The sequence below is a fragment of the Synechocystis sp. PCC 7339 genome (genome assembly GCF_019924095.1).
Classification (GTDB): Bacteria; Cyanobacteriota; Cyanobacteriia; order Cyanobacteriales; family Microcystaceae; genus Synechocystis.
In genome coordinates, this window is record NZ_CP063659.1 from 1,091,821 (window position 1) to 1,114,457 (window position 22,637).

Sequence of the window (22,637 nt, forward strand, 5' to 3'; positions counted from 1 at the left end):
GCTTCGATGCGCCGAATCCTGATCGCACCAGACTCGTTTAAAGGAACTCTCTCCGCTGGGGAGGTTTGCCGTATTACGTCGGAAGTTTTAGCACCAGAATTTGACTGTGTTGCCCATCCCTTGGCCGATGGTGGGGAAGGAACCCTAGAGGCGATCGCCCATAATCTCGATGGCCAATGGCAAACGGTGTGGGTACGGGGCCCATTGCCTGGTCAAAAAGTTGATGCCCGTTATTTATGGTCAGCAGAAAGGGAAATAGCGGTCATTGAATTAGCTCAAGCCAGTGGTTTACCTTTGGTTCCCACTGGGGAACGTAATCCGGAAATTACCACTAGCTACGGCACTGGGGAATTAATTGCCCATGCTGCCCAGCGGGGAGCAAAACAAATTCAATTGGCGATCGGTGGTTCAGCCACCAATGATGCTGGCTTAGGTTTGCTGATGGCGTTGGGTTGGCAGTTTTTAGATTATCAAGGTCAATCTGTCGGTTGGGGAGGTCAAGCTCTAGGAAAAGTCAGCCAAGTTATTCCCCCGGTCTTAGATACTTTTCCCGAGATAACCCTGTTATGTGATGTGACCAGTCCTTTTTATGGTTCCAATGGGGCCGCCTTTGTTTACGCTCCACAAAAAGGGGCAGATCCGGCTATGGTGCAACGCTTGAACCGAGGTCTGGAACATTTTGCCCAAGTAGTCAGAAAAAGGAATTGCTTTGAGCTTAATTTTCCCGGAGCCGGTGCTGCTGGGGGAATTGGTGGGGGCGTTGCCTGGGCTCTCAAGGCCACCATAGAGTCGGGATTTACGGCGATCGCCCAATTGACCGGATTGGAACAAACCATGGCCCAATGCGACCTAGTGATTACTGGGGAGGGGCGCTTCGATAACCAATCTCACCGAGGCAAAGTGGTGGGGAGGGTCATTGAGTTGGCACAGGCCATGGGAAAACCGGCGATCATCATGGCGGGGCAAAGTCAAGAAAACCAAACAAAAATTCCTCCTAACCTAAAGCAAATTTTTACCCTAGTGGGCAGCGATATTTCTGCAACCACAGCATTGAACAATCCTCAATGGGCTTTGCAACGGAGACTGGTTGAGGTCAAACAGTATCTCGACTCTATGAATTAGGAAATGGTCAACTCTCTTCCTGACCAAACCGAGGGGGCCAGCCAGAAAACTGACCCTGACCCTAGCCATCATTAAAATAGCAACTATAATCTGTTATTAACCATCAACATCATCGTTCCGTGAGCAGAAGCTGTAGGCGGTCTTTCTTTGCCAAAACTGATTGTGGCTCCGGTGCCCTAAACCGGGTCTGCAGAACAGCCCAATGGCCTTGCTAAACCTAGCATTCACCATGAATCTAAAGAAAATTGTCAACTTCTCCCACTCTTTCGAAAAAAACGTGTACAATGTGTTACTGAGTATAGGACCTGGTTCCCGTAGTCATTATTAGGTGTGAGGAAAAGCTAAAAATGCTTAAACTATCTTGGAAGTCCCTGTTAGTGAGCCCTGCTGTGATCGGTGCCGCCCTTTTGGCCGGTGCTGCTAATGCTGCTCCCGACAACGTTACGAATGCTCAAGTTTTAGACCAATTGGATCAATATACTGCTGAAGGCCAACTCTCCAGTGTTGATCAAGTAACCAGCGTCAGCGAACTCCGCGATGTGCAACCCACCGCCTGGGCCTATGAAGCGCTCAAGAGCTTGGTGGAACGCTACGGTTGTATCGTTGGTTACCCCGACCGTACCTTCCGTGGTGATCGGGCCCTCAGCCGCTGGGAATTTGCCGCCGGTCTTAACGCCTGTATGAACGTTATGGAACGTTTGATTCAGGAAAACGTGGCGGTTCTCCGTGAAGACATTGACAAACTGAAACGCCTCATGCAGGAATTCGAAGCAGAATTGGCTGCTTTGGGTGCTCGGGTTGACAACCTTGAAGCTCGCACCTCCTTCCTGGAAGATCATCAGTTCTCTACCACCACCAAGTTGACCGGGGAGGTAATCTTTGCTCCCACCGCCATCTTTGGCACTAAAAACACCCTCAACAACCAGAGCGACAACAACCAGGCTGTATTCCAAAACCGGGTTCGTTTACAGTTCAACACCAGTTTCTCCGGTGAAGACCTCTTAGTTACCCGTCTTGCTGCCGGTAATGGCAATCGCTTCAAGAGCTTCTACCCCACTCAAAACGTTATCGATCCTGAGACTGGTAACCCCATCGGTATCGTAGGCAACTACTATGAAAGCCCCACCTTTACTCAGGTGCACCAGCTTTCCCCTGGCGACAATAACAACGTAGCCGTTGACTGGTTGGCCTACTATGTCCCCCTCGATTTAGGCACTAACTTTCGTCTCAATAACTATATTGCCGCCTTCGGTGGTATCTGGGATGACTTCGTTCCTACCCTAAATCCCTACTTCGACGACTACACCGGTGGTAAAGGTTCTTTGAGCCAATTCACCGCTCAGAACCCCATCTACTCGATTGGTGGTGGTACCGGTATTGGTACCAGCCTCGAGGTAGGTTTCCTGAGCAATTTGTTAGGTCCCACTTCCTTGAGCTTGGGTTACTTGGCTAGCACCGGTAACAATCCCAGCAGTGGCGGTTCTGTAACCAACCCTGCTACCGGTAATAACTACGACTTCAGCAGTGGTGGCAACGGTTTGTTCAACGGTGGCTACAGCGCCTTGGCTCAAATCACCACTAACATCTTTGATCGGGTAAGCTTGGGCTTCACCTACGTTAATGCCTACACCACCCCCGATGCCGCTATCTTCGGCAAAGGTGGTACTCAAGGTATTGTTGGTACGACGGCTGCTAACCTTAATCGTTCTGAGTTAAATGACTCCTTTGTTAACGGTTTGGGTGTGGGTGCCCCTCCTGTGGATGCGGCTACCTATAACGGTAATGTTAGTGGCGGCAGTGCCTCTGGCAACGTTATCAATCCCTACGACTTTGGTGGTAAGCAAACCAACAGCTACGGCGTCCAAATGGCTTGGAATATCGCTGAATGGTTGAGCTTCAGTGCCTACGGCAGCTACACCAACGTGACTTTGATTGGTAAGGACAACGGTGATATCTGGACCTACGGTGGTGGCTTTGCCTTCCCCGACCTTGGTAAAGAGGGTAACGTTCTTGGTATCTTTGCCGGTGTTCAACCCTATGTTTCTGGTTTCACCAACGGTACTTTAGGAACCACCTTTGTAACCACTGCTAACCCTGTCCAAGTTGAACTGTTCTACAAGTATCAACTCACCGACAACCTTTCTTTGACCCCTGGTGTAATCTGGATCTCCAAGCCTGAACAGACCACCAATGCCACCGACGCCTTCATTGGCACTATCCGTGGTACCTTCACTTTCTAATCCTAAGTTCATCTTTTTGGGATACTTGTTTGAAAGTTAAGCTCTAATAACTCTTTAACCCCGCCTCTGGTGGGGTTTTTCGTTGTAAGATGCAGGCAGATTTCCCTTCTTGGTGGGCCCTTACCTATGAAAATTGCTAGCAATGTTACAAAGCTAATTGGTCGTACTCCTCTAGTTCGCCTCAATCGTATTCCCCAATTTGAAGGGTGTGAAGCTCAAATTGTAGTCAAGTTGGAAGGGATGAATCCGGCGGCGTCGGTAAAAGACCGCATTGGTGTCAATATGATTAACCAGGCAGGACTCTGTTGATTGAGCCCACTTCTGGTAATACAGGTATTGCCCTCGCCATGGTGGCGGCGGCCAAGGGTTACCAATTAATTTTGACCATGCCAGAAACCATGAGCCAAGAACGGCGGGCTATGTTAAAAGCCTATGGAGCCAAATTGGAACTCACCCCAGGGGGGGAAGGTATGGGAGGATGCATTAGGAGAGCCCAGGAATTGGCGGAAAGTTTGCCAAATGCTTATATGCTGCAACAGTTTGATAATCCGGCCAATCCTCAAATCCATCAACAGACTACGGCATTGGAAATTTGGCAAGATACGGACGGAACCATTGATTTTTTGGTGGCGGGGGTAGGCACTGGTGGCACAATTACCGGGGTTGCTTCTGTGTTGAAGGAGAAAAAGCCTACTTTCCAGGCGATCGCCGTGGAACCTCAGAACAGTCCGGTTTTATCGGGAGGGAAACCAGGTCCCCACAAAATTCAAGGAATTGGGGCTGGATTTATACCCGAAGTGTTAGATGTGGATTTAATTGATGAAGTAATTACCGTTACTGACCAAGAGGCGATCGCCTACGGCCGTAGATTAGCCAGAGAAGAAGGCTTATTGTCGGGGATTTCCACCGGGGCAGCCTTAGCCGCGGCCATCAAAGTGGGAAAAAGACCTGCCAATAAAGACAAATTGATTGTCATGATCCAACCCAGTTTTGGAGAAAGATATCTCAGCACGCCCCTATTTCAAGATCTGGACTAGGAAAGGAATTTTTCCTTAAAACTTTACTGAAAAAAGGAAACTTTCGGGAATTGTGAGTTATTTTAAAGCGTAAGTGGCCACACAATACGAGCATTCCCCATGGTAACGCTACTCGAAAACCCCTTCCGTACTGGACTCCGCCAAGAACGCACTCCAGAACCTCTCGTTTTGACCATTTTTGGCGCATCGGGAGACCTAACCCAACGAAAACTGGTGCCAGCCATCTACCAAATGAAACGAGAGCGTCGTTTACCCCCGGAGTTAACAGTTGTCGGTTTTGCTAGAAGGGACTGGAGTCACGACCATTTTCGTGAGCAGATGCGTAAGGGCATCGAAGAATTTTCCACCGGCATTGGCAGTGAAGACCTCTGGAATGAGTTTGCCCAAGGTCTATTTTATTGCTCCGGCAACATGGACGACCCAGAAAGCTATCTCAAATTGAAAAACTTCCTGGCGGAATTAGATGAAAAACGCAATACCAGGGGCAATCGAGTCTTCTATCTAGCTGTTTCCCCCAACTTTTTCCCCCCAGGTATTAAACAATTAGGGGCGGCGGGGATGCTTAGTGATCCGATAAAAAGCCGGATTGTGATTGAAAAGCCCTTTGGTCGGGACCTGAGTTCAGCTCAAAACCTTAACCGAGTGGTACAGGGGGTGTGTAAAGAAAATCAGGTATATCGTATCGACCATTATCTGGGCAAAGAAACGGTGCAAAACCTGATGGTGTTCCGCTTTGCCAATGCAATTTTTGAACCATTGTGGAATCGCCAGTTTGTCGACCACGTACAAATTACGGTGGCAGAAACGGTGGGAGTAGAAGAACGGGCTGGTTATTACGAATCTGCCGGTGCTCTGCGGGACATGGTGCAGAACCACCTGTTGCAACTGTTTTGCTTGACCGCCATGGATCCCCCCAACGCTATTGATGCAGATAGTATTCGCAACGAAAAAGTCAAAGTTTTACAGGCTACCCGTTTGGCAGATATTAATAACCTGGAAAATGCTGGTATCCGTGGTCAGTATAAAGCGGGTTGGATGGGCGGCAAACCAGTCCCCGGCTATCGGGAAGAATCAGGGGTAGCTCCCACTTCCACCACCCCCACCTTTGTTGCTCTCAAGTTAATGGTGGATAACTGGCGTTGGCAGGGAGTCCCCTTTTATCTCCGCACCGGCAAGCGTATGCCCAAAAAAGTGAGTGAAATTGCCATTCAATTCCGGGAAGTGCCTTTGTTAATTTTTCAATCCGTGGCTCACCAAGCTAATCCCAATGTGTTAAGTCTGCGAATTCAGCCCAACGAAGGTATTTCTCTCCGGTTTGAAGCCAAGATGCCCGGCTCAGAATTGCGTACCCGCACTGTAGATATGGATTTCAGCTATGGCTCTTCCTTTGGGGTGGCCACGGCTGATGCTTATCATCGTCTTTTATTGGATTGTATGTTGGGGGATCAAACCCTCTTCACTCGGGCTGATGAGGTGGAAGAAGCTTGGCGGGTAGTAACTCCAGTGTTATCAGCTTGGGATGCCCCCAGTGATCCCCTTTCTATGCCCTTATACGAAGCTGGCACCTGGGAACCGGCGGAGGCGGAATGGTTAATTAATAAGGATGGTCGTCGCTGGCGTAGACTTTAGATTTGCTAACTATAACTATAAATTTGTAGGACAAGGGCAGATCTCTGTTTTTGTGGCTTGCCCTTGTCACAATAAGGTTTTCCGATTGGATGCAAGCTTCAAAAATGTATGGCCTATTATGAAATATGTTTTGTTAAGACTTATTGTATTGCAGAAAATAAATATTTTTGATAGTGTAGTCCATTATGTAAGAAAAACCAATCTGAAGTCCTTGTACTATGTGCCTCTGGTTATTTTTCCATGCTAGTGTTCGTGGTTTTAGGTTTAAAGCAAAGTCCCTGTGTCTGCAACCACGAATAATTACACAATCATTTCAAAATTTTTGGAGAATCACACGATGCCATATATTGAAGTAATTGGGGGAGAAATTCCCACGGGAAAATGGGACACTAAGTATTTATTTGAAGATATTTTTCCTGAGATTGTCATCAATTTTGAAGGTCAACCTCGAAAGTTAAATTTGAACAATATCAAGTCGGCAGATGTAGTGGATCAAGAAGAAATTAAGAGTATTGCGGCTTCTGCTGGCTGGGGAATAGCGGCAGGTTTGGTTGCTGGGATTCTGACGGGAGGGCTGGGTCTCATTGCGGGTGGAGTTGCTGGAGCAATGGCAAAAGGAAGGAAAACTGTGGTCACGTTCATGTGTGAACTCAATGACGGACGAAAATTTATTGCGGCAACTGACCCTCAGACATGGAAAAAAGTTATGGGTATAACTATGACTCCTGAAGATAAGCGATTTGAACGAAAAGCTCTCAATACAGCAAAAATAAAAGATATTTGATTTGATATTTTTATTGCTTTAAATTTTAAACATAACTTTAATCTCTCAGGAGAAATTTTCCGCCCCTTGGGGCGTCGGTCTTAGCGCTCCGCTCCCGATTTTTTATTTTTAAAACTCTTATTTGCAAAGGATTTCAGTGACTATTCGTCCCAACATTCCTGCTCTTTGCTATAGTAATCATGAATGATGCAAACTTTCACCCGAAAAAATAAAAGAGTTGTTAGCAAAAGCTGGGTGTGAAGTCATATTTTTACCACCTTATTCACCAGACTTGAACAAAACAGAACACTTTTGGGCGAGACTTAAAAGTTAGTCAGACAACTAATCAGTAATGGAGAATCGCTTATTTCTGCATTGGATATAGCGTTGAGAGACTTGTCCTTGTCTTAACTATCTCGAATTTTGCTACTGACTAGTATTCAGTCGATCGCCGAGGGAATTATCCTCAGTTCAAGGCAATGGACCAATTCGGGATAGGAGCGATCGCCTTTGCAAACGGAGACTAATCAACTCATCTATCCCCAAACCACCGATGATGAAGGCCGCAAACAAGGAGCCCATTCTATTAGCCGGGGTGGATAACACCAAAATGGCGATCGCCAGGGCCAGGAAAAATAAACCAAAAAAGGATCTAATTACCAAATCCTGTCTTGACCTAGTAACTTGCCGGCCAGCATTTTTTTTCATGGTGTAATTCCCCGGCAAAATCGGGTTTAGCTGATAACAAAATTGACCAATTTTCCAGGCACCACAATCACTTTTTTAATGGTTTTGCCGGCCAAGTAACGTTGGGCTAAATCGGAGTTACGGGCCAACTCCTCCAACTGGGTTTTGTCAGCTCCAGCGGGAACGGTGATAGTACCACGGGTTTTGCCGAGCACCTGGATCACCAAAGTAATTTCATCCAACACTAAGGCAGTGGGGTCTGCCTGTAACCAGGCCTGTCGGTGGATGGAGTCAGTACGGCCTAAACGATGCCACAATTCCTCCGTCAAATGGGGCGCAAAGGGAGCAAGGAGTAACAGCAGGGTTTCAATGCCTTCTTGGTAAACGGGAGAAGTAATCAAATCCGTTGCCGCAATTAGAGCATTACTGAGTTTCATCATTTCGGAAATGGCGGTGTTGAACTGATAATCGTCGTTCAAATCCTCTGCCACTTCTTTGATCGCCCCATGGATAGCTCGGCGCAAATCTTTCTCCGCTTTAGTTAAAGGGCCATTGCTGGTCAAAACTTCTGGGCGATCGCCAATGTAGTCGGTCACTAAGCGCCAAACCCGATTGAGAAAGCGGAATTGCCCTTCCACGTCTGCATCGTCCCATTCTAGATCCTTTTCTGGAGGGGCTTTAAACAAAATGAACATTCGGGCCGTATCGGCACCATATTTGGATAAAACTTCCTGGGGGTCCACACCGTTAAATTTGGACTTGGACATCTTTTCGTAGAAAACCTGCAACGGTTCCCCACTGTCGGGATCCTTTGGATCCTTGGGATCAATTACCTGTTGCCCCGTTTGCAAATCCTTGGCTGGCACATATTTCCCCGTGGTGGAATTTTTGTAGGTAATGCCCTGCACCATGCCCTGGGTTAACAATTTTTGGAATGGCTCTTTGACAGAAATTAACTGGCGATCGGCTAAAACCTTAGTGAAAAAACGGGAGTAGAGCAAATGCAAAATGGCATGTTCAATGCCCCCCACATATTGATCCACCGGCAACCAGTGGGCAACTTTTTCCCCATCAAAGGGCAACTCGGTATTTTGGGCATCGGCATAACGCAGGAAATACCAGGAGGAATCGATGAATGTATCCATGGTGTCTGTTTCCCGCCGGGCCGGTTTACCACAACTGGGACAGGGAACATTAATCCAATCCTCTAATTTAGCTAGGGGAGAAGGGCCCCGCCCAGAAAATTCCACATTGTCCGGCAGTTCCACTGGCAAATCTTGGGTTGGAACCGGCACCGATCCACAGTCATCGCAATGGATAATGGGAATAGGACAGCCCCAATACCGTTGTCGAGAAATCAACCAATCCCGCAGACGATATTGCACCTTGGCGCGGCCATAATCATTTTCTTCAGCGAATTTAATAATGGCTTGTTTGGCCTTGAGCGAATTCATACCAGTGAACTGGGCTGAGTTAACCATTACCCCAGCTTCCGTGTAGGCTGTCTCTACTTCTACATCATTGTTATCAGCATCGTCGGCAACAATCACCGCTTGAATGGGCAAATTATTATCCTGGGCAAATTTAAAGTCTCGTTGGTCGTGGGCTGGCACCCCCATCACTGCCCCGGTGCCGTATTCGTATAAAACATAATCGGCAATTAAAATGGGAATCTCTTTACCGTTAAAAGGATTAATGGCTACTCCGCCGGTTCTAACTCCCCGTTTTGGTTTATCCTCCGCTGTCCGTTCAATTTCACTTTCCTTGGCCATCAAAGCCACAAAATCTGCCACTGTTTTCTTTTGGGCCGCTGTGGTTACTACTTCAGTCAAAGGATGTTCTGGCGCTAAAACCACATAGGTGACGCCGTACACCGTATCAGGGCGGGTGGTAAAAACGGCAATTTTTTCCTCACTATCCTTAACCGGAAACTCTAAATAGGCCCCGACGGATTTGCCAATCCAATGGGATTGCATTAGTTTGACCCGTTCCGGCCAGCCATCAAGCTCATCCAAATCATTTAACAGGGCTTCAGCGTAATCGGTAATTTTTAAAAACCATTGCCGTAATAATTTCCGCTCCACCATGGCCCCCGATCGCCAGGAGCGCCCTTCCCCATCAACCTGTTCGTTGGCCAGCACAGTTTGATCAATGGGGTCCCAATTGACGGTGGCTTCTTTTTGATAGGCCAGACCAGCCTGGAAAAATTGCAGAAATAACCATTGGGTCCAACGGTAATAATCCGGAGCACAGGTGGCCACTTCCCGTTCCCAATCGATGGAAAGCCCCAACTGTTGCAACTGCGCTCGCATCTGGGCAATATTTTTTTCTGTCCACTGCTTGGGGGGAATGCCTCGCTCAATGGCGGCATTTTCCGCCGGTAAACCGAAGGCATCCCAGCCCATGGGGTGGAGCACCTGATAACCCTGCATCCTTTTCAGACGGGCAATGACATCGGTGATGGTGTAATTACGGACATGGCCCATGTGGAGATTCCCGGAAGGATAGGGAAACATGGACAGGGCATAAAATTTGGGCAAATCGGAAGCGATAGGGGTTTTATCCAGTTCCCATTCAGCCCAGCGTTGTTGCCATTTTTGCTCGATTTCACCAGCGTTGTATGGGGATGCCACGACGACCAAGATCTCCTAAGCCCAGTTGATTACAGGCTTGTTAGTATACCATTCTGTCCTAGGCCCAAGGTTGTCTGTTAACCGCCCTGGACCGGTGACCATGTAAAGATTAGAATTTGTAATTATGGAAACTATTCAATTCGACGTACGCCAGACAGTTATTGTCGCAATTTTGGTGCTTTACATTGGCAAATATCTCACCAAAAAAATCAAGTTTTTGCAGAGTTTTAATATTCCCGATGCCGTTTCCGGTGGAGTGCTTGCTTCCCTGTTTTTTGGTCTCATCTACGGTATTTTTCGCACAGAAGTAACTTTCGATTTTCCGATTAGGGATGCTTTTTTAATTATTTTCTTTACCTGCATTGGTCTATCTTCCAAGTTAAAAATCCTACTCCAGGGCGGCAAACCCCTATTGATTCTTTTAGCAACAGCGGTGAGTTTTTTAGTAATTCAAAATTTTGTCGGGGTGGGTATGGCTTCCCTATTGGGGCAGGCGTTACCAGTGGGTTTACTCTCCGGGTCCATCTCCCTGAGTGGTGGCCATGGCACGGCGATCGCCTGGTCTCCGGTTTTTTACCAGATTGGCATTACCAACGCACCGGAAATTGCCATAGCCTGCGCCACTTTTGGTTTGGTATTTGGGGGCATTGTGGGAGGCCCCATCGCCAAATTTTTAATTATCCGCAATAAGTTAGAACCGAATTGTGACACTAAAGATTTGACCATTGGCATCCGGCGAGATCAGGACAATGTGCAAATTGATTACAACACCATGCTCCACACCATTTTAGTCATTGGCGTTACCATCGGTCTTGGCTATGAAATTAACGATCTGGTTGCTAAGTTGGGGTTAATGTTGCCGGCCTTTGTCTCCTGTTTACTGGCAGGTATCATTCTCACCAATACCATTCCCCTCGCGTTCAAACAATTTCCTTGGCCAGCGGAAACCCCTTCCCTAGCTTTAATTTCCGACGTTAGTTTGGGACTATTCCTAGCCATTTCCCTGATGAGCTTACAAATCTGGACTTTGGCTGGCATCGGCGGAGTTATTGCCATTATTCTCCTCGTCCAATTTATGGCCACAGTGATTTACACTGTTGTCGTTGTTTTTCCTCTCATGGGCAAGGACTACAACGCGGCGGTGATCTCCTCTGGCTATTCCGGTTTAACCCTGGGGGCTACCCCCACGGCGATCGCCAATATGACCGCAGTAACAGAAAAATTCGGCGCTGCCCCCCAGGCCTTCATCGTTGTACCCCTGGTGGGAGCTTTTTTCATTGACATTGCCAACGCTTTTGTCATCCAGCAATTTCTCAATTTCCTTGGCTAGACTTTTTGCGAAGAAAAGGACGATTAAGGTTATTAATTTGCAACAACAGCCACCCCAGCCTGGAAGCTAGAGTGGACTCAGTTGCCAAAACATGACAGGATCTTGTTGAGAAAGAATTCCTCGGATAAGAATGAAAGTTCAAACTGACCAATGCTTCCCTCGATTTACGCAGGGTTCGCACCCAAAACCTGCTCTGGATCTAACCTGCCAAGGGAAGTCAACCCCAACAAAACCGATTTAGTCTGCTTTTACCATTGTTTAGAAACCAGAAACCGTTCAGTTAACGGCTCCCAGCGCCCACGGGGGTTTTGGTGCTAGGGGTGGGGAGTTGGTACTCCCGCAGACTGGGGAATAGAAAATGATTCTCTTCCACATACTGGGCCCCAAACAATCCCTTCTCGGCCCAAAAATATCGATCAGTAGTGTGCTCATTTCGTTTTACAATGAGCAAGGCCGGGGGCTGAATTTCGTTAGCTTGGATGTAGCGACGAGCGGCCGTGACGGGCTTATCCTCGCCGCTTTCAATATTAAACTGAGGAACAAGCTCCAAAATCTTACGACCTTCTTGACGACGACGACTCTTCCGTTTGCGTTTGCGTGCCAACCCAGTTACCTCCTATTTCAGCGATATGCTGTAATGATAGTTACAAAAGCCGTGTCGATTATATCCGGTCTAATTCTAAATATCAAGCCTCTCCAGCCCTTGCAGTGCTAAGGGGATCGCTGATTCTAAACACCATTTGAGTAGGGTTTCACCCTCAAAACTGCCCCCCAGGGCCATAAATAGACCGATTTAAATCTTAATATTTCTTAACATTTTCGGGGTCTTGCCCCACCATAAGCTCCATGGCTGGTTCCATCTCATCAATGTATTCCCCCAGTGCTGGGTTGATTACCCTTTGTCAGTCGCAGGTTCGGCTTTTGCAACAGGTATTGCGGGTGGACTGGTGTGGCGTTTATCTAAACCAAGAAGAAACAGAGCAGGGGCTGGTTCCGTTGGTGGTTTCCCATAGTCCAACAGTAGCTGAATCGGAAAGTTATGGGTTAATCACTCTACCACAAGGGGAAGCGTCTCCCCCGACAGGCGATTTGTCTTTGCCTGCGGTTCCCGTGGGGGTGGGTAAGTTAAGTCGCCGCAGTCGCTTGGAGCCTCCCCCCTTCGATGCAGACAAACGCTTGGTTTTACCTTTGGTTTACGGAGAAGAAATGGCGGGGCTGTTGGTAATTCACCGCAGTCAGGGCCAGTGGCATGGGGAGGAAATGGTGCAGTTGGAGGCGATCGCCAAATCTTTAGCGGTGGCTTGTCTATTGGACCAACAACAGGATTGGTACCGCCAGGCGTGGGAGGAGCAAAATCAACAATACCAGTGGGAGCGGCAACATTGGGCTGACCTGTTGCACCAACTCCGCAATCCCCTCACTGCCCTAAAAACGTTTAGTAAATTACTGCTCAAGCGTTGGCAGGGGGACGACAAAAGTCAACAGGTGGTGGAAGGCATTGTCCGCCAGGGGGAACACCTCCAGGAATTGTTACAAACCTTTGAGGCGAGTCAACATCAAGGCCCTGAGATAGTGCCCCTGTTGTCAAGCTCTCCCGTAGCCACAATCCAAGCTTTGCCTCCAGCGGACCAGGGGGAAACCACGCCCCTGGCCAATTTTTCCTTAGGGGAGGTTTTGCCTCCCATTTTGCTGGCCCATCAGGCGATCGCCGCCGAGAGAAATATTACTTTAACCGCCCAAATTGCTTTGATTGATATCCTGGTGATGGCTAACCGTTTAGCTTTGCGGGAAGTGGTTAATAATCTTTTAGACAATGCAATTAAATACACCCCCAACGGTGGCCTGGTAAAAGTTGATCTTGCCTTGGAAATAGGCCAATCTTCTGGAACGGATTGGGTCACATTGGCGATCGCCGACACGGGTTACGGCATTCCCCCGGAGGATCAAGACAAAATTTTTGAGCGCAATTATCGGGGAGCCCAGGCCCAGGGCCCCATTGACGGTACAGGTTTAGGTTTGGCGATCGTGGCGGATTTGGTGGCTCAGATGGGGGGAAAAATTACTGTCACTAGCCCTAACGGCTCATCTCCCGATCCGGATCGACCCGGCTCAACTTTTACCCTTTGGCTAAAGTCCGTTGAGGAGTCAGATTGAAACCCAATTTAGCGTTTTTTCTCTCAGACTAGCCCCAGTCCTGACTGGTGTCACAAAGAAAATTTTCTTGTAAAACACTTGCTAATGGGTAAGGACAGACTTCAGGAAAAACACGAATTGGCAAGTTGGTCTCCCGTAAAGCTAGATCCGTCCCGGCTTCAAATCCATCCTCCAATGCTTCGGGTAGGCGGTACTTTAAGCTAGGGTTCTGGAGCAGATGGCGACGAATGGCGCGACGTTGCTCCCGAATGGTAAGAAACCAACTACGGGATCGCTGTTCTGGCTGTAATTCCCACTTCAACAAATGACCAAGCAAAACAGCTAAACGACTGACCAACTCCCGATATTGTTGTCTTCCCAAGGCCTCTATCTCTTCTTTAAGATGTTGCCAATCCAGCAATGATGGCTGTTGATTGTTCAAAGCCTTGGCTTGGCTCTGGGTCCAGGCATAAAAGTCTTGCTCATACAAACCAGAATGTTCCATAACACATACTAACTCTGCGTTTTTAGGTTTAACACTTTGTCAATCTTGCCTGTTCTCTCCAGTCAGCCTAGCTCTACTTTCACTCCGTAGTTACCATCTGAAAAGTACCTCCATCAATTCTCCCAGGTTAGAATAATATTCTCTGATTCACAGATGGACTGGGCATGGCGTAGAGAAGTTTTAGTGATGGCTCCAAATAAATGAATTCTGGGCTGATGGTTAGGATAAAACACAGCATAGCTTTTCACTTGACCGATCGCCGCTTTCCAGTTTTTGGCAATTTTTACCTCAATCAACTCAGTTTTTGTCAGAATGTCAATGCGGCCTACAGGGGTGTTTACTTCAGTTTTTCCCTGCAATTTTTCAGCAAGATAATCTCGATACTCAGATTCTGTATAAAGATGCCGGCTTGTGATTGGTTTTTCTGGTCTTGGGCGGCCAGACAAGTCTCTGATTGCTTGCCTGACAATTTTTTGCAGTGGATTTAGTTTGCTTCTGGCCATAGTTGAAAATTAGTGATGTTGGCGTTTTTTATGATGTTTGCGCTTTTTCCCTTCAAATAATTTTGATACCCCATAACCAGCTAGTCCCACTACGGCTCCGGCGGCGGCTACGGGGGCCATGGTGATGCCGACCGCAGTCCCTGCCACAGCAAGACCCATTCCACCGATAACTGATGCGGCTCCCGCTCCAACCCCAGCCCCAACAACTGCCGCGCCAATAGCGGTGGCATCCTGTTCATCAATTGCTTTTTTAACTCCGTAGGCAGCAGAGCCAACCACAGCACCAGCCGCAGCAACTGGAGCAACACCAATCCCCACTGCAGTTCCCGTCACAGCCAGACCCATGCCTCCCACCACTGATGATGTGGCAACTCCGGCCGCCGTACCAGCGGCGATCGATGCGGCTCCCATGGCAGTATCAGTCAAATCACTCAATTCATCTTTTTTAGACCAATGATTATGGGCTTTTTGTTTTTTCAACCTCTCTATTTCAAGCTTCAGTATTCTTTTTTGCAAAATGAGACGTTCTCTTTCCCTATTACTACCCATAACATTACCCTCGGTAAATATATGAATATTATAATTACCTAAAGGTCTTTAGTATGCTCAGTAAAGGAGATGTTTTTGGGTCTTTGGTCCGATGACCTTGACCTGCCAAAGATTTTGTTACCGTTAGAAGTGAATTTGATCAACAATCGACAAATAACGGCGATCGCCAAGGCCCATGTCAGAAAGCAAACTCAAAAATCTGCGGCAATTCTTTCAGGAGTTAGACCGGGCTTTAATTGCCTATTCTGGCGGAGTGGATAGCACCCTAGTGGCCAAGGTGGCCTACGACGTATTGGGGGCCAATGCCGTGGCCATTACCGCCGTTTCCCCTTCCCTGTTACCGGAGGAACTAGAAGACGCCCAGGCCCAGGCAGAGTGGATCGGCATTGCCCACGAATTGGTGCAGACCCATGAAATGGATAACCCTAATTACACGGCCAACCCTGAAAACCGTTGTTATTTTTGCAAAAGTGAACTCCACGACACTCTCAAACCCTTAGCTTTGGCCCGGGGTTACAGTTACGTCATTGATGGGGTAAATGGGGATGATCTACGGGATTATCGCCCCGGCATCCAGGCGGCTAAGGAACGGGGGGGGCGATCGCCATTGGCCGAATTGCAAATTAGTAAGTTAGAAGTGCGGCAACTTTCCCAATTATTGGGCTTGCCTTGGTGGGATAAACCAGCCCAACCTTGCTTGAGTTCCCGTTTTCCCTACGGCGAAGAAATTACAGTGGAAAAATTACAGCGGGTCGGCCGGGCAGAAATTTATCTCCGTCGTCTCGGTTATCCCCAGGTCAGGGTACGCTCAGAGCAAAATTTGGCCCGCATTGAATTACCCCCAGAACAAATTCAGCAGTTTGTGCAAGCTGTCCCCCTAGGGGAATTGGTGCAAACCTTTCAGAACTTAGGTTTCCTGTACGTCACCCTGGATTTGGAAGGCTACCAGAGTGGCAAACTCAATCGAGTCTTGACCAAAGCCAATGGGATTACAGCTTAGTTTTTTGGGGGAGAGTAAAAACCAAAACCTTATGCTAAATCCAGCCCTGTAGTTTATAAATAAACAGTCCCAGGTATTCCTTCAGAGCCATGGTGGCAAGTTGCAAACTTTTAGCATCGGGCATCAGACCAAGAATAACGTTGGCAAGGTTGAAATTATTTCTGCCCAACGGCTGACTCAAAAAGTCAGTGGCGGCCGGGATGACATTGATACCCAACTTTTCAAACACCCTTTTGGCCCTGGGCATGTGGTAACCAGAGGTAACTAGGATAATGGTGTTTATGCCCATTTGCTGGAGAATTTTCTGGGTAAAAACTGCATTTTGCCTGGTATTAAGGGATTTCTCTTCTTTAATAATGGCTTTTCTGGGTACCCCCAGCCGTTGCAGCAGCAGGGCCATATCCTCCGCTTCTGAACCGGTCACTGTACCAAGCCAAGGAATCCTGCCTCCGGTGGCAATGATGTAGGGTGCTTTGCCCTCTTGGTAAATTTGGGCGCCGTAAATAACCCGATCGCCAGCTTCGGCCACTTCCGGAAATTGGCGGGGATAGGTGGCTTGGTAAAGTCCTCCCCCCAAAACCACAATGACTGGAGCCTCGGGTAAATCCTCCGTCGGTAAATATCGGTACTCTAGGGTTCGTAGGAGGGCATCACTGACCCAGCTATTGGCGCTGACCAGCAAAATTGCCAATGCTATCAAGGCGAGCCATTGCATCCCCGACTGTTGTCGCCAACTCCAAAAACCGATCCCCAGCAGTAGCAACGAAACCAACCCCAGGGGATAGAGGAATAGGGGCAAAAGTTTAGAGAGAAAAACGAACATAAACATTGAGGAGGACGTTTAAATGCCCATTTTTGCCAGTTTTGCTCAATCAATCAGGGAAAAGAGCATTTCACCGCCACAGACCAGTTGTCCATCCACCCGGGCTTCCCCCTGCATTTTGGCAATGCGTTGCATTTTGAAGGATTGTAACTCCACCGTCATGATCAGTTGATCCCCCGGTACTACTGGTCGCCGGAACCGCACCCCGTCAATGCCAGCAAAGGCAAAAAATTTCCCCCGCATCCCCGGCAGTTGGGTTAAAATCACCCCCCCCACCTGGGCCATGGATTCTACAATTAACACCCCAGGCATAATTGGGCGATCGGGAATATGCCCCGGAAAAAACGGTTCATTAATGGTGACATTTTTCAGTCCGACGGCGGATTTACCTGGCTGAAAATCGATGATGCGGTCCACCAAAGCAAAGGGATAACGGTGGGGCAATAGGTCACGGATTTCTTGGATGGTGAATTGGGTTTGGGCGCCGGCTTCATTGCCATTGCTGTCACTTAAATTGGGAGTCACCTCCGGAGTTGAAATTGCCATGGGAAAATTTTTGCTAAAAATTTAGGACAAACAGACGTTGTGGGAAAGTTGTGAGAAATCTAGGGTCTGCCCAGCAAAGCTTGGTTAATCTTCAGCATTCTGGCCAGGTTTTGCCCTCGATCGCCACCGAACACCAGTTTAAAGCCCATTGGACTCTCCCCTGGACCCCGACCCCAGAAAAATCGGCCAATTCTTCTGCGGGGTTGGCCTACTACCGATAAGATGGGAAGGTTGTTCATTCCCCAAACAGTCCGCTGAATCCTGTGGAAATTTTTGTTTATCACACGCCGGAATTAACACCAGATCAGCCATTGCCTGATTGTGCGGTGGTTATTGATGTCCTGCGGGCCACCACCACCATTGCCACGGCACTCAAAGTTGGAGCGGAGGCGGTACAGGTTTTCAGTTCCTTGAATGATTTGTTGGCCACCAGTGCTGCTTGGCCAGAGGAAAAACGCCTCAGGGCCGGGGAAAGGGGCGGAGCTATGGTGGAAGGCTATGACCTGGGTAATTCCCCCCTTGATTGTACGCCGGAACTAATGGCGGGGAAAAGGTTATTTCTATCCACTACCAATGGCACCCGAGCTTTACAACGGGTGGAAAATTGCCCCCAACTAATCACGGCTTCTTTGGTTAATCGGAGGGCGGCGGCAGATTATCTGGTCAAAAACCAGCCTAAATCCGTGTGGCTGTTAGGTTCCGGCTGGGAAGGGGGTTACTCCCTGGAGGATACAGTCTGTGCCGGGGCGATCGCCGCCTACCTCACAGAAAAGGGGGTGGAATTCACCAAAGGCAACGATGAAGTAACGGCAGCTTTAAGTCTTTACCGCCAATGGCAGGACAATCTGTTGGGACTGTTTGAATTGGCTAGTCATGGCCAGCGGTTGCTGAAGCTCGATCGCCTGGATGATTTGCGCTACTGTGCCACGGAGGATTTAATTGATATTCTGCCCAAGCAGGTATCCCCAGGGGTATTGACCGCCGCTTAAATCGACAATTGTATTTATATTGAATTTAGTTTTTCCAATTATTTCCCCGCTAAAATTCCATTTCCCAACCACTATGGATACATTTGACGCTATTTACCAACGGCGATCGATTAAGCATTTCGACCCTGACCATCGACTGACCCCAGAAGAAGAAAGAAAATTGCTCGAAGCGGCCATCCAAGCCCCCACTAGTTACAACATCCAACATTGGCGGTTCCTGATCATCCGGGACCCCCAACTGCGGCAAACCATCAGGGAAAAATATGGCAACCAAGCCCAAATGACCGATGCCTCCCTGCTAATTTTGGTGGTGGCAGACGTCGATGCCTGGGATAAAGATCCGGCCCGTTACTGGCGCAATGCTCCCCCAGAGGTGGCGGATTATTTGGTCGGGGCGATCGGTTCTTTCTATGGCGGCAAATCAGAGTTGCAACGGGATGAAGCCCAACGCTCCATTGGCATGGCTATGCAAAATTTGATGTTAGCGGCCAAGGCCATGGGCTATGATAGCTGTCCCATGATCGGTTTTGACCTAGAAAAGGTGGCCGAGTTGGTCAAGTTACCCGCCGACTACGCCATTGGCCCCATGGTGGCGATCGGTAAGCGTACCGAAGATGCCCGTGCTAAAGGGGGACAACTTCCCCTGGAGGAATTGGTCAAAGAAAATTCCTTTGCCTAGGTCAATTCCCCGGTGGACGATTGGGCATTGGAGCGACATCTTCCCTGCACCCAGGTAACCCCTTAATTTTCTCGTTTAACGAAATTTTGCTTGATTAACACCTCTATGCGTACTCATTATTGCGGCGACCTACGGACAACCCATCTGGGGGAAACTGTTACCCTCTACGGTTGGGTCGATCGCCGTCGGGATCATGGTGGCGTAATTTTCCTGGACCTGCGCGATCGCCGGGGCATAGTGCAAATCGCTAGTAGCCCCGACCAAACCCCTGCCTCCTATCCGGTGGCAGAAGGATTGCGGAACGAATACGTGGTGCAAGTTACCGGTGTGGTTAGTAAGCGCCCCCCGGAATCGTTAAATGAGAAAATTCCCACCGGGGAGATTGAGATCTATGCAGATAGCATCATCCTGCTCAACGCCGTCAATCAACAATTGCCCTTTGTGGTGTCCAGCCACGAAGCAGAACAGGTGCGGGAAGATGTGCGGCTCAAATACCGCTACCTAGACCTGCGGCGGGCCAGGTTAAGCCAAAATCTCCAACTGCGCCATCAAGTGGTGAAAGCCATGCGCCGTTTCCTGGAAGACCAAGAGCACTTTCTGGAAATTGAGACTCCCATTCTCACCCGTTCCACCCCCGAAGGGGCAAGGGATTACCTAGTGCCCTCCAGGGTTAACCCTGGGGAATGGTACGCCCTGCCCCAGTCGCCCCAACTGTTCAAGCAACTGTTGATGGTGGCGGGTATGGACCGCTATTACCAAATTGCCCGCTGTTTTCGGGATGAAGATTTACGGGCCGATCGCCAGCCGGAATTTACCCAGTTGGATATGGAAATGAGCTTCATGGGGCAGGATGAAATTCTCGACCTCAACGAAGTCTTAATCTGCCATATTTTCAAAGTGGTTAAAGGCATTGAGCTGCCCAGGCCGTTTCCCCGGCTGACCTACCAGGCCTCCATGGCCAAATACGGCAACGATCGCCCGGATACCCGCTTTGGTTTAGAACTGGTGGATCTATCGGAATTGATGGGAAATTGTGGGTTTAAAGTTTTTGCCGCCGCCGTTAGCAGTGGGGGTTCTGTCAAGGCCATTCGAGTGCCTGGTGGAAATGAAACCATCTCCAATGTGCGGATTAAACCCGGCGGAGATTTATTCAAAGAGGCGACAGAAGCCGGAGCGAAAGGTATTGCCTACATTCGGGTGCGGGATAACGGCGACATTGACACCATTGGTGCCATTAAGGAGAACCTCGATGAAGAACAGGTAAAAACCCTGTTGCAACGTACCCAGGCCAACGCAGGGGATTTGTTACTGTTTGGTGCTGGAGATACCGCCACAGTAAATAAATCCCTATCCCGTCTCCGTTTAGTGTTGGGTGAACAGTTGGGTTTGATCGATCCCGATGCCGTCAACCTACTGTGGATCACGGACTTTCCCATGTTTGAGTGGAATGCGGACGAAAAGCGTTGGGAAGCTCTGCACCATCCCTTCACTGCGCCCCACCCTGAAGACTTGGAGGACTTAAAAACCGCCCGGGCCCAGGCCTATGATTTAGTAATGAACGGCGTGGAAATTGGCGGTGGCAGTTTGCGGATTTACCAACGGGAAGTGCAGGAAAAAGTCTTTGCCACCATTGGCTTATCCCCGGAGGAAGCCCACAAAAAATTTGGCTTCCTGCTGGATGCATTCGAGTATGGTACCCCTCCCCACGGCGGCATTGCCTACGGTTTAGACCGGTTAGTGATGTTGTTGGCCAAGGAAGATTCCATTCGAGATGTGATTGCATTCCCCAAAACCCAACAGGCCAGTTGTCTGCTCACGGAAGCTCCAGCAGCGGTGGATAAAAAGCAACTTAAGGAGCTGGAGGTGGCTTCTACCTACATCCCTAAAGCTAAAGTGGAGGACTAGGTAGCCCTGTTTTTTATTGGCCTCCATGATGGAACGTTTTTCCCCTACTCCGGATTTATGGAAAAAATTGAGCCTCTTTGATCGTACCGTGGGGGCGATCGCCATCATTCTGATTGGCTTAATTGCGGTGGTGCTACTGCGGGGCAATCAAAGTCCCCTGTCGGTGACGCAATACAGTTGGCGCAACACCAACATTGGAGCCCAGACCCAGGCCCTGACCATGGCGTTTAACCACCCCGTCGAACCAGGGAAAATTGAGGCGGGGTTGACCATTAATCCGCCCTTGGCGGGAAAAACTGTTTGGCAGGGGCGGCGTTGGTTTTACTCCCTGACCGAAATTCCCCGGTACGGCACTAACTATCAGTTGAGCCTACCGTTACCCTCCATGGTGCGGGGCCAAGGGAAGCGGGATTTCACCAGTGTCATCACCAGTCGAGCCCGGGCTTTGGTCTACATCGGTGTGGGCGGCGAAGAAAGGGGGAGGTTAATTCTCTACAACATCACCAACCCCCAACAACCCCAAAAAATCATCCTCACCCCCAAGGACCTCACCGTTCGTCAATTTCAAATTTATCCCCAAGGCGATCGCCTGGTTTTTACCGCCACTGACCCCACCCGCCGGAGTGGACAACAGAATATTTTTACTGTCACCACCGGCATCAATAATCTCAACACCCAAACCAAGGTTTTACCGGGAAAGTTGGAACGGCTTTGGGAAAGTCAGGATTACGATAATCAGCGCATTGCCCTGGCCATCAATGGCAGCATGTTAGTGATTGCTAGGCAGAATGTTCAAAATCCTGCCGATGCTGGTTTATGGATAGCCCCCAAAGGGGTCGATCCCCGGCCCCTAGGCATTAAGGCTGACCAGTTCATTGTTGGCCCCAATGGTGATTTCCTGGCGGTCACCCAAGAAGGAGGAGTGGGGTTGATTCCCCTCACCCCCAACGCCGGGGCGCCCCAATTTTTGGAAGCTATAGAACAAGCTTTAGATTTTTCTCCCAATGGCAAGGAACTGTTATTGACCCAACAAAACCCAGATTTTAGCCATTCCTTGGTCATTTATGACCTGCAAGACCGCACCCAAAGGGAAATTTTACGGGGTCCTTATCCCCTATTAAGCTGTCGTTTCGATCCCCGCTCCCAACCCAGGGCCTATTGTTTGCAGGCGGATTTCATCCAACGGGAAGGAGAGCCTGTACAACCAGAACCCTACCTGGCGGTGATTAATTTAGCCAATGGCCAAGTCCGCCCCCTGTTAGCTTTGCCCAACTACCCTGAAGTTGACCTCACCATTGCCCCCGACGGTTTGGGGTTAATGTTTGACCAGGTGGCTACCGGCCCTAGTATGGGTTCCCATGATCTGCTTACCAATTCCCAAAGATCCATTGTGGATGGACGAGTTTGGCTACTGCCCCTACCCGGAGATCTAGCCATGGAAACCGACGCTGATCCCGACCCTCAAGAATTGACTGCCGGTTTTGCTCCCCGTTGGATGCCATAGCCTCTGATCCCCACTGGATTAGGGTTATTCGGGCCTGAGGACGCCCAAAGGGTCGATTAT

At 49.0% G+C, this 22,637-nt stretch carries 19 protein-coding genes and 2 pseudogenes; 13 read left to right on the forward strand and 8 right to left on the reverse strand.

Going from position 1 to position 22,637, the window contains the following annotated elements:
• Nucleotides 1-6: 6 nt before the first annotated feature.
• The 6 genes and pseudogenes from IQE94_RS05050 to IQE94_RS18830 form a co-directional block, all read left to right on the forward strand.
• Complete coding sequence (locus tag IQE94_RS05050) at nucleotides 7-1,122, forward strand: glycerate kinase (protein WP_212716578.1); 1,116 nt, start codon at nucleotides 7-9, stop codon at nucleotides 1,120-1,122.
• A 347-nt stretch (nucleotides 1,123-1,469) separates the two neighbouring features.
• Complete coding sequence (locus IQE94_RS05055; RefSeq protein ID WP_212716581.1) at nucleotides 1,470-3,362, forward strand: iron uptake porin; 1,893 nt, start codon at nucleotides 1,470-1,472, stop codon at nucleotides 3,360-3,362.
• Nucleotides 3,363-3,488: 126 nt separating this feature from the next.
• Nucleotides 3,489-4,399, forward strand: a pseudogene (gene cysK / locus IQE94_RS05060) (cysteine synthase A).
• 99 nt (nucleotides 4,400-4,498) lie between these two features.
• Entirely contained in the window at nucleotides 4,499-6,028 is a 1,530-nt protein-coding gene (gene zwf, locus IQE94_RS05065; RefSeq protein WP_212716585.1) for a glucose-6-phosphate dehydrogenase, read from the forward strand.
• A gap of 337 nt (nucleotides 6,029-6,365) precedes the next feature.
• Nucleotides 6,366-6,812, forward strand: coding sequence for a hypothetical protein (locus tag IQE94_RS05070; RefSeq protein ID WP_212716587.1), 447 nt, complete (start codon nucleotides 6,366-6,368; stop codon nucleotides 6,810-6,812).
• 205 nt (nucleotides 6,813-7,017) lie between these two features.
• A pseudogene (locus tag IQE94_RS18830) lies at nucleotides 7,018-7,122 on the forward strand (transposase); the annotation flags it as partial.
• Between the two features lie 140 nt (nucleotides 7,123-7,262).
• Here the strand turns inward: IQE94_RS18830 and IQE94_RS05080 are convergent.
• A complete protein-coding gene (locus IQE94_RS05080) occupies nucleotides 7,263-7,499 on the reverse strand; it encodes a hypothetical protein (protein WP_212716591.1) in 237 nt (78 codons plus the stop codon).
• Nucleotides 7,500-7,525: 26 nt separating this feature from the next.
• Nucleotides 7,526-10,111, reverse strand: a complete 2,586-nt coding sequence (leuS, locus tag IQE94_RS05085; RefSeq protein WP_212716593.1) for a leucine--tRNA ligase — start codon at nucleotides 10,109-10,111, stop codon at nucleotides 7,526-7,528.
• 124 nt (nucleotides 10,112-10,235) lie between these two features.
• Here leuS and gltS point away from each other — a divergent pair, with 124 nt between their 5' ends.
• Nucleotides 10,236-11,441, forward strand: coding sequence for a sodium/glutamate symporter (gene gltS, locus IQE94_RS05090; protein ID WP_212716595.1), 1,206 nt, complete (start codon nucleotides 10,236-10,238; stop codon nucleotides 11,439-11,441).
• Between the two features lie 280 nt (nucleotides 11,442-11,721).
• On the opposite strand, the gene IQE94_RS05095 is transcribed toward gltS, so the two are convergent.
• Nucleotides 11,722-12,045, reverse strand: a complete 324-nt coding sequence (locus IQE94_RS05095) for a DUF3155 domain-containing protein (protein WP_190598492.1) — start codon at nucleotides 12,043-12,045, stop codon at nucleotides 11,722-11,724.
• 242 nt (nucleotides 12,046-12,287) lie between these two features.
• Here IQE94_RS05095 and hik2 point away from each other — a divergent pair, with 242 nt between their 5' ends.
• Nucleotides 12,288-13,595 (forward strand): two-component system sensor histidine kinase Hik2, encoded by a 1,308-nt coding sequence (hik2, locus tag IQE94_RS05100; protein WP_223342823.1) that lies wholly within the window; start codon nucleotides 12,288-12,290, stop codon nucleotides 13,593-13,595.
• Nucleotides 13,596-13,623: 28 nt separating this feature from the next.
• Here hik2 and IQE94_RS05105 read toward each other — a convergent pair whose 3' ends face one another.
• The 3 genes from IQE94_RS05105 to IQE94_RS05115 all read right to left on the reverse strand — a co-directional run bounded on the left by IQE94_RS05105 (nucleotide 13,624) and on the right by IQE94_RS05115 (nucleotide 15,131).
• The gene (locus IQE94_RS05105; RefSeq protein ID WP_212716600.1) at nucleotides 13,624-14,079 is read right to left on the reverse strand and encodes a DUF29 domain-containing protein; all 456 of its coding nucleotides are present in this window, start codon (nucleotides 14,077-14,079) and stop codon (nucleotides 13,624-13,626) included.
• A gap of 113 nt (nucleotides 14,080-14,192) precedes the next feature.
• Complete coding sequence (locus IQE94_RS05110) at nucleotides 14,193-14,582, reverse strand: hypothetical protein (RefSeq protein ID WP_212716601.1); 390 nt, start codon at nucleotides 14,580-14,582, stop codon at nucleotides 14,193-14,195.
• 9 nt (nucleotides 14,583-14,591) lie between these two features.
• Complete coding sequence (locus tag IQE94_RS05115; RefSeq protein WP_223342824.1) at nucleotides 14,592-15,131, reverse strand: hypothetical protein; 540 nt, start codon at nucleotides 15,129-15,131, stop codon at nucleotides 14,592-14,594.
• 175 nt (nucleotides 15,132-15,306) lie between these two features.
• Between IQE94_RS05115 and larE the strand changes: the two genes are divergently transcribed.
• Nucleotides 15,307-16,131, forward strand: a complete 825-nt coding sequence (gene larE / locus IQE94_RS05120; RefSeq protein ID WP_223342825.1) for an ATP-dependent sacrificial sulfur transferase LarE — start codon at nucleotides 15,307-15,309, stop codon at nucleotides 16,129-16,131.
• A 34-nt stretch (nucleotides 16,132-16,165) separates the two neighbouring features.
• Here the strand turns inward: larE and IQE94_RS05125 are convergent, their stop codons facing one another.
• Nucleotides 16,166-16,954, reverse strand: a complete 789-nt coding sequence (locus tag IQE94_RS05125) for a YdcF family protein (protein ID WP_223342826.1) — start codon at nucleotides 16,952-16,954, stop codon at nucleotides 16,166-16,168.
• A 45-nt stretch (nucleotides 16,955-16,999) separates the two neighbouring features.
• On the reverse strand, nucleotides 17,000-17,500 hold the full coding sequence (fabZ, locus tag IQE94_RS05130) for a 3-hydroxyacyl-ACP dehydratase FabZ (protein WP_212716608.1): 501 nt from the start codon (nucleotides 17,498-17,500) through the stop codon (nucleotides 17,000-17,002).
• A gap of 263 nt (nucleotides 17,501-17,763) precedes the next feature.
• Between fabZ and IQE94_RS05135 the strand changes: the two genes are divergently transcribed.
• From IQE94_RS05135 to IQE94_RS05150, 4 genes are all read left to right on the forward strand, one after another.
• Nucleotides 17,764-18,489: a 2-phosphosulfolactate phosphatase family protein gene (locus IQE94_RS05135; RefSeq protein ID WP_223342827.1), complete on the forward strand. Its 726-nt coding sequence runs from the start codon at nucleotides 17,764-17,766 to the stop codon at nucleotides 18,487-18,489.
• Between the two features lie 73 nt (nucleotides 18,490-18,562).
• Nucleotides 18,563-19,168 (forward strand): nitroreductase family protein, encoded by a 606-nt coding sequence (locus IQE94_RS05140; RefSeq protein WP_212716612.1) that lies wholly within the window; start codon nucleotides 18,563-18,565, stop codon nucleotides 19,166-19,168.
• 105 nt (nucleotides 19,169-19,273) lie between these two features.
• The gene (gene aspS / locus IQE94_RS05145) at nucleotides 19,274-21,073 is read left to right on the forward strand and encodes an aspartate--tRNA ligase (protein WP_223342828.1); all 1,800 of its coding nucleotides are present in this window, start codon (nucleotides 19,274-19,276) and stop codon (nucleotides 21,071-21,073) included.
• Between the two features lie 25 nt (nucleotides 21,074-21,098).
• On the forward strand, nucleotides 21,099-22,577 hold the full coding sequence (locus IQE94_RS05150) for a hypothetical protein (protein ID WP_212716616.1): 1,479 nt from the start codon (nucleotides 21,099-21,101) through the stop codon (nucleotides 22,575-22,577).
• Nucleotides 22,578-22,637 lie beyond the last annotated feature (60 nt).

What these genes read in the sequence shown, in the direction of transcription:
- IQE94_RS05050 (WP_212716578.1), top strand. Translation starts at nt 7, where the DNA reads ATGCGCCGAATCCTGATCGCACCAGACTCGTTTAAAGGAACTCTCTCC.
- IQE94_RS05055 (WP_212716581.1), top strand. Translation starts at nt 1,470, where the DNA reads ATGCTTAAACTATCTTGGAAGTCCCTGTTAGTGAGCCCTGCTGTGATC.
- zwf (WP_212716585.1), top strand. Translation starts at nt 4,499, where the DNA reads ATGGTAACGCTACTCGAAAACCCCTTCCGTACTGGACTCCGCCAAGAA.
- IQE94_RS05070 (WP_212716587.1), top strand. Translation starts at nt 6,366, where the DNA reads ATGCCATATATTGAAGTAATTGGGGGAGAAATTCCCACGGGAAAATGG.
- IQE94_RS05080 (WP_212716591.1), bottom strand. Translation starts at nt 7,499, where the DNA reads ATGAAAAAAAATGCTGGCCGGCAAGTTACTAGGTCAAGACAGGATTTG.
- gltS (WP_212716595.1), top strand. Translation starts at nt 10,236, where the DNA reads ATGGAAACTATTCAATTCGACGTACGCCAGACAGTTATTGTCGCAATT.
- hik2 (WP_223342823.1), top strand. Translation starts at nt 12,288, where the DNA reads ATGGCTGGTTCCATCTCATCAATGTATTCCCCCAGTGCTGGGTTGATT.
- IQE94_RS05105 (WP_212716600.1), bottom strand. Translation starts at nt 14,079, where the DNA reads ATGGAACATTCTGGTTTGTATGAGCAAGACTTTTATGCCTGGACCCAG.
- IQE94_RS05110 (WP_212716601.1), bottom strand. Translation starts at nt 14,582, where the DNA reads ATGGCCAGAAGCAAACTAAATCCACTGCAAAAAATTGTCAGGCAAGCA.
- IQE94_RS05115 (WP_223342824.1), bottom strand. Translation starts at nt 15,131, where the DNA reads ATGGGTAGTAATAGGGAAAGAGAACGTCTCATTTTGCAAAAAAGAATA.
- larE (WP_223342825.1), top strand. Translation starts at nt 15,307, where the DNA reads ATGTCAGAAAGCAAACTCAAAAATCTGCGGCAATTCTTTCAGGAGTTA.
- IQE94_RS05125 (WP_223342826.1), bottom strand. Translation starts at nt 16,954, where the DNA reads ATGTTCGTTTTTCTCTCTAAACTTTTGCCCCTATTCCTCTATCCCCTG.
- fabZ (WP_212716608.1), bottom strand. Translation starts at nt 17,500, where the DNA reads ATGGCAATTTCAACTCCGGAGGTGACTCCCAATTTAAGTGACAGCAAT.
- IQE94_RS05140 (WP_212716612.1), top strand. Translation starts at nt 18,563, where the DNA reads ATGGATACATTTGACGCTATTTACCAACGGCGATCGATTAAGCATTTC.
- aspS (WP_223342828.1), top strand. Translation starts at nt 19,274, where the DNA reads ATGCGTACTCATTATTGCGGCGACCTACGGACAACCCATCTGGGGGAA.
- IQE94_RS05150 (WP_212716616.1), top strand. Translation starts at nt 21,099, where the DNA reads ATGATGGAACGTTTTTCCCCTACTCCGGATTTATGGAAAAAATTGAGC.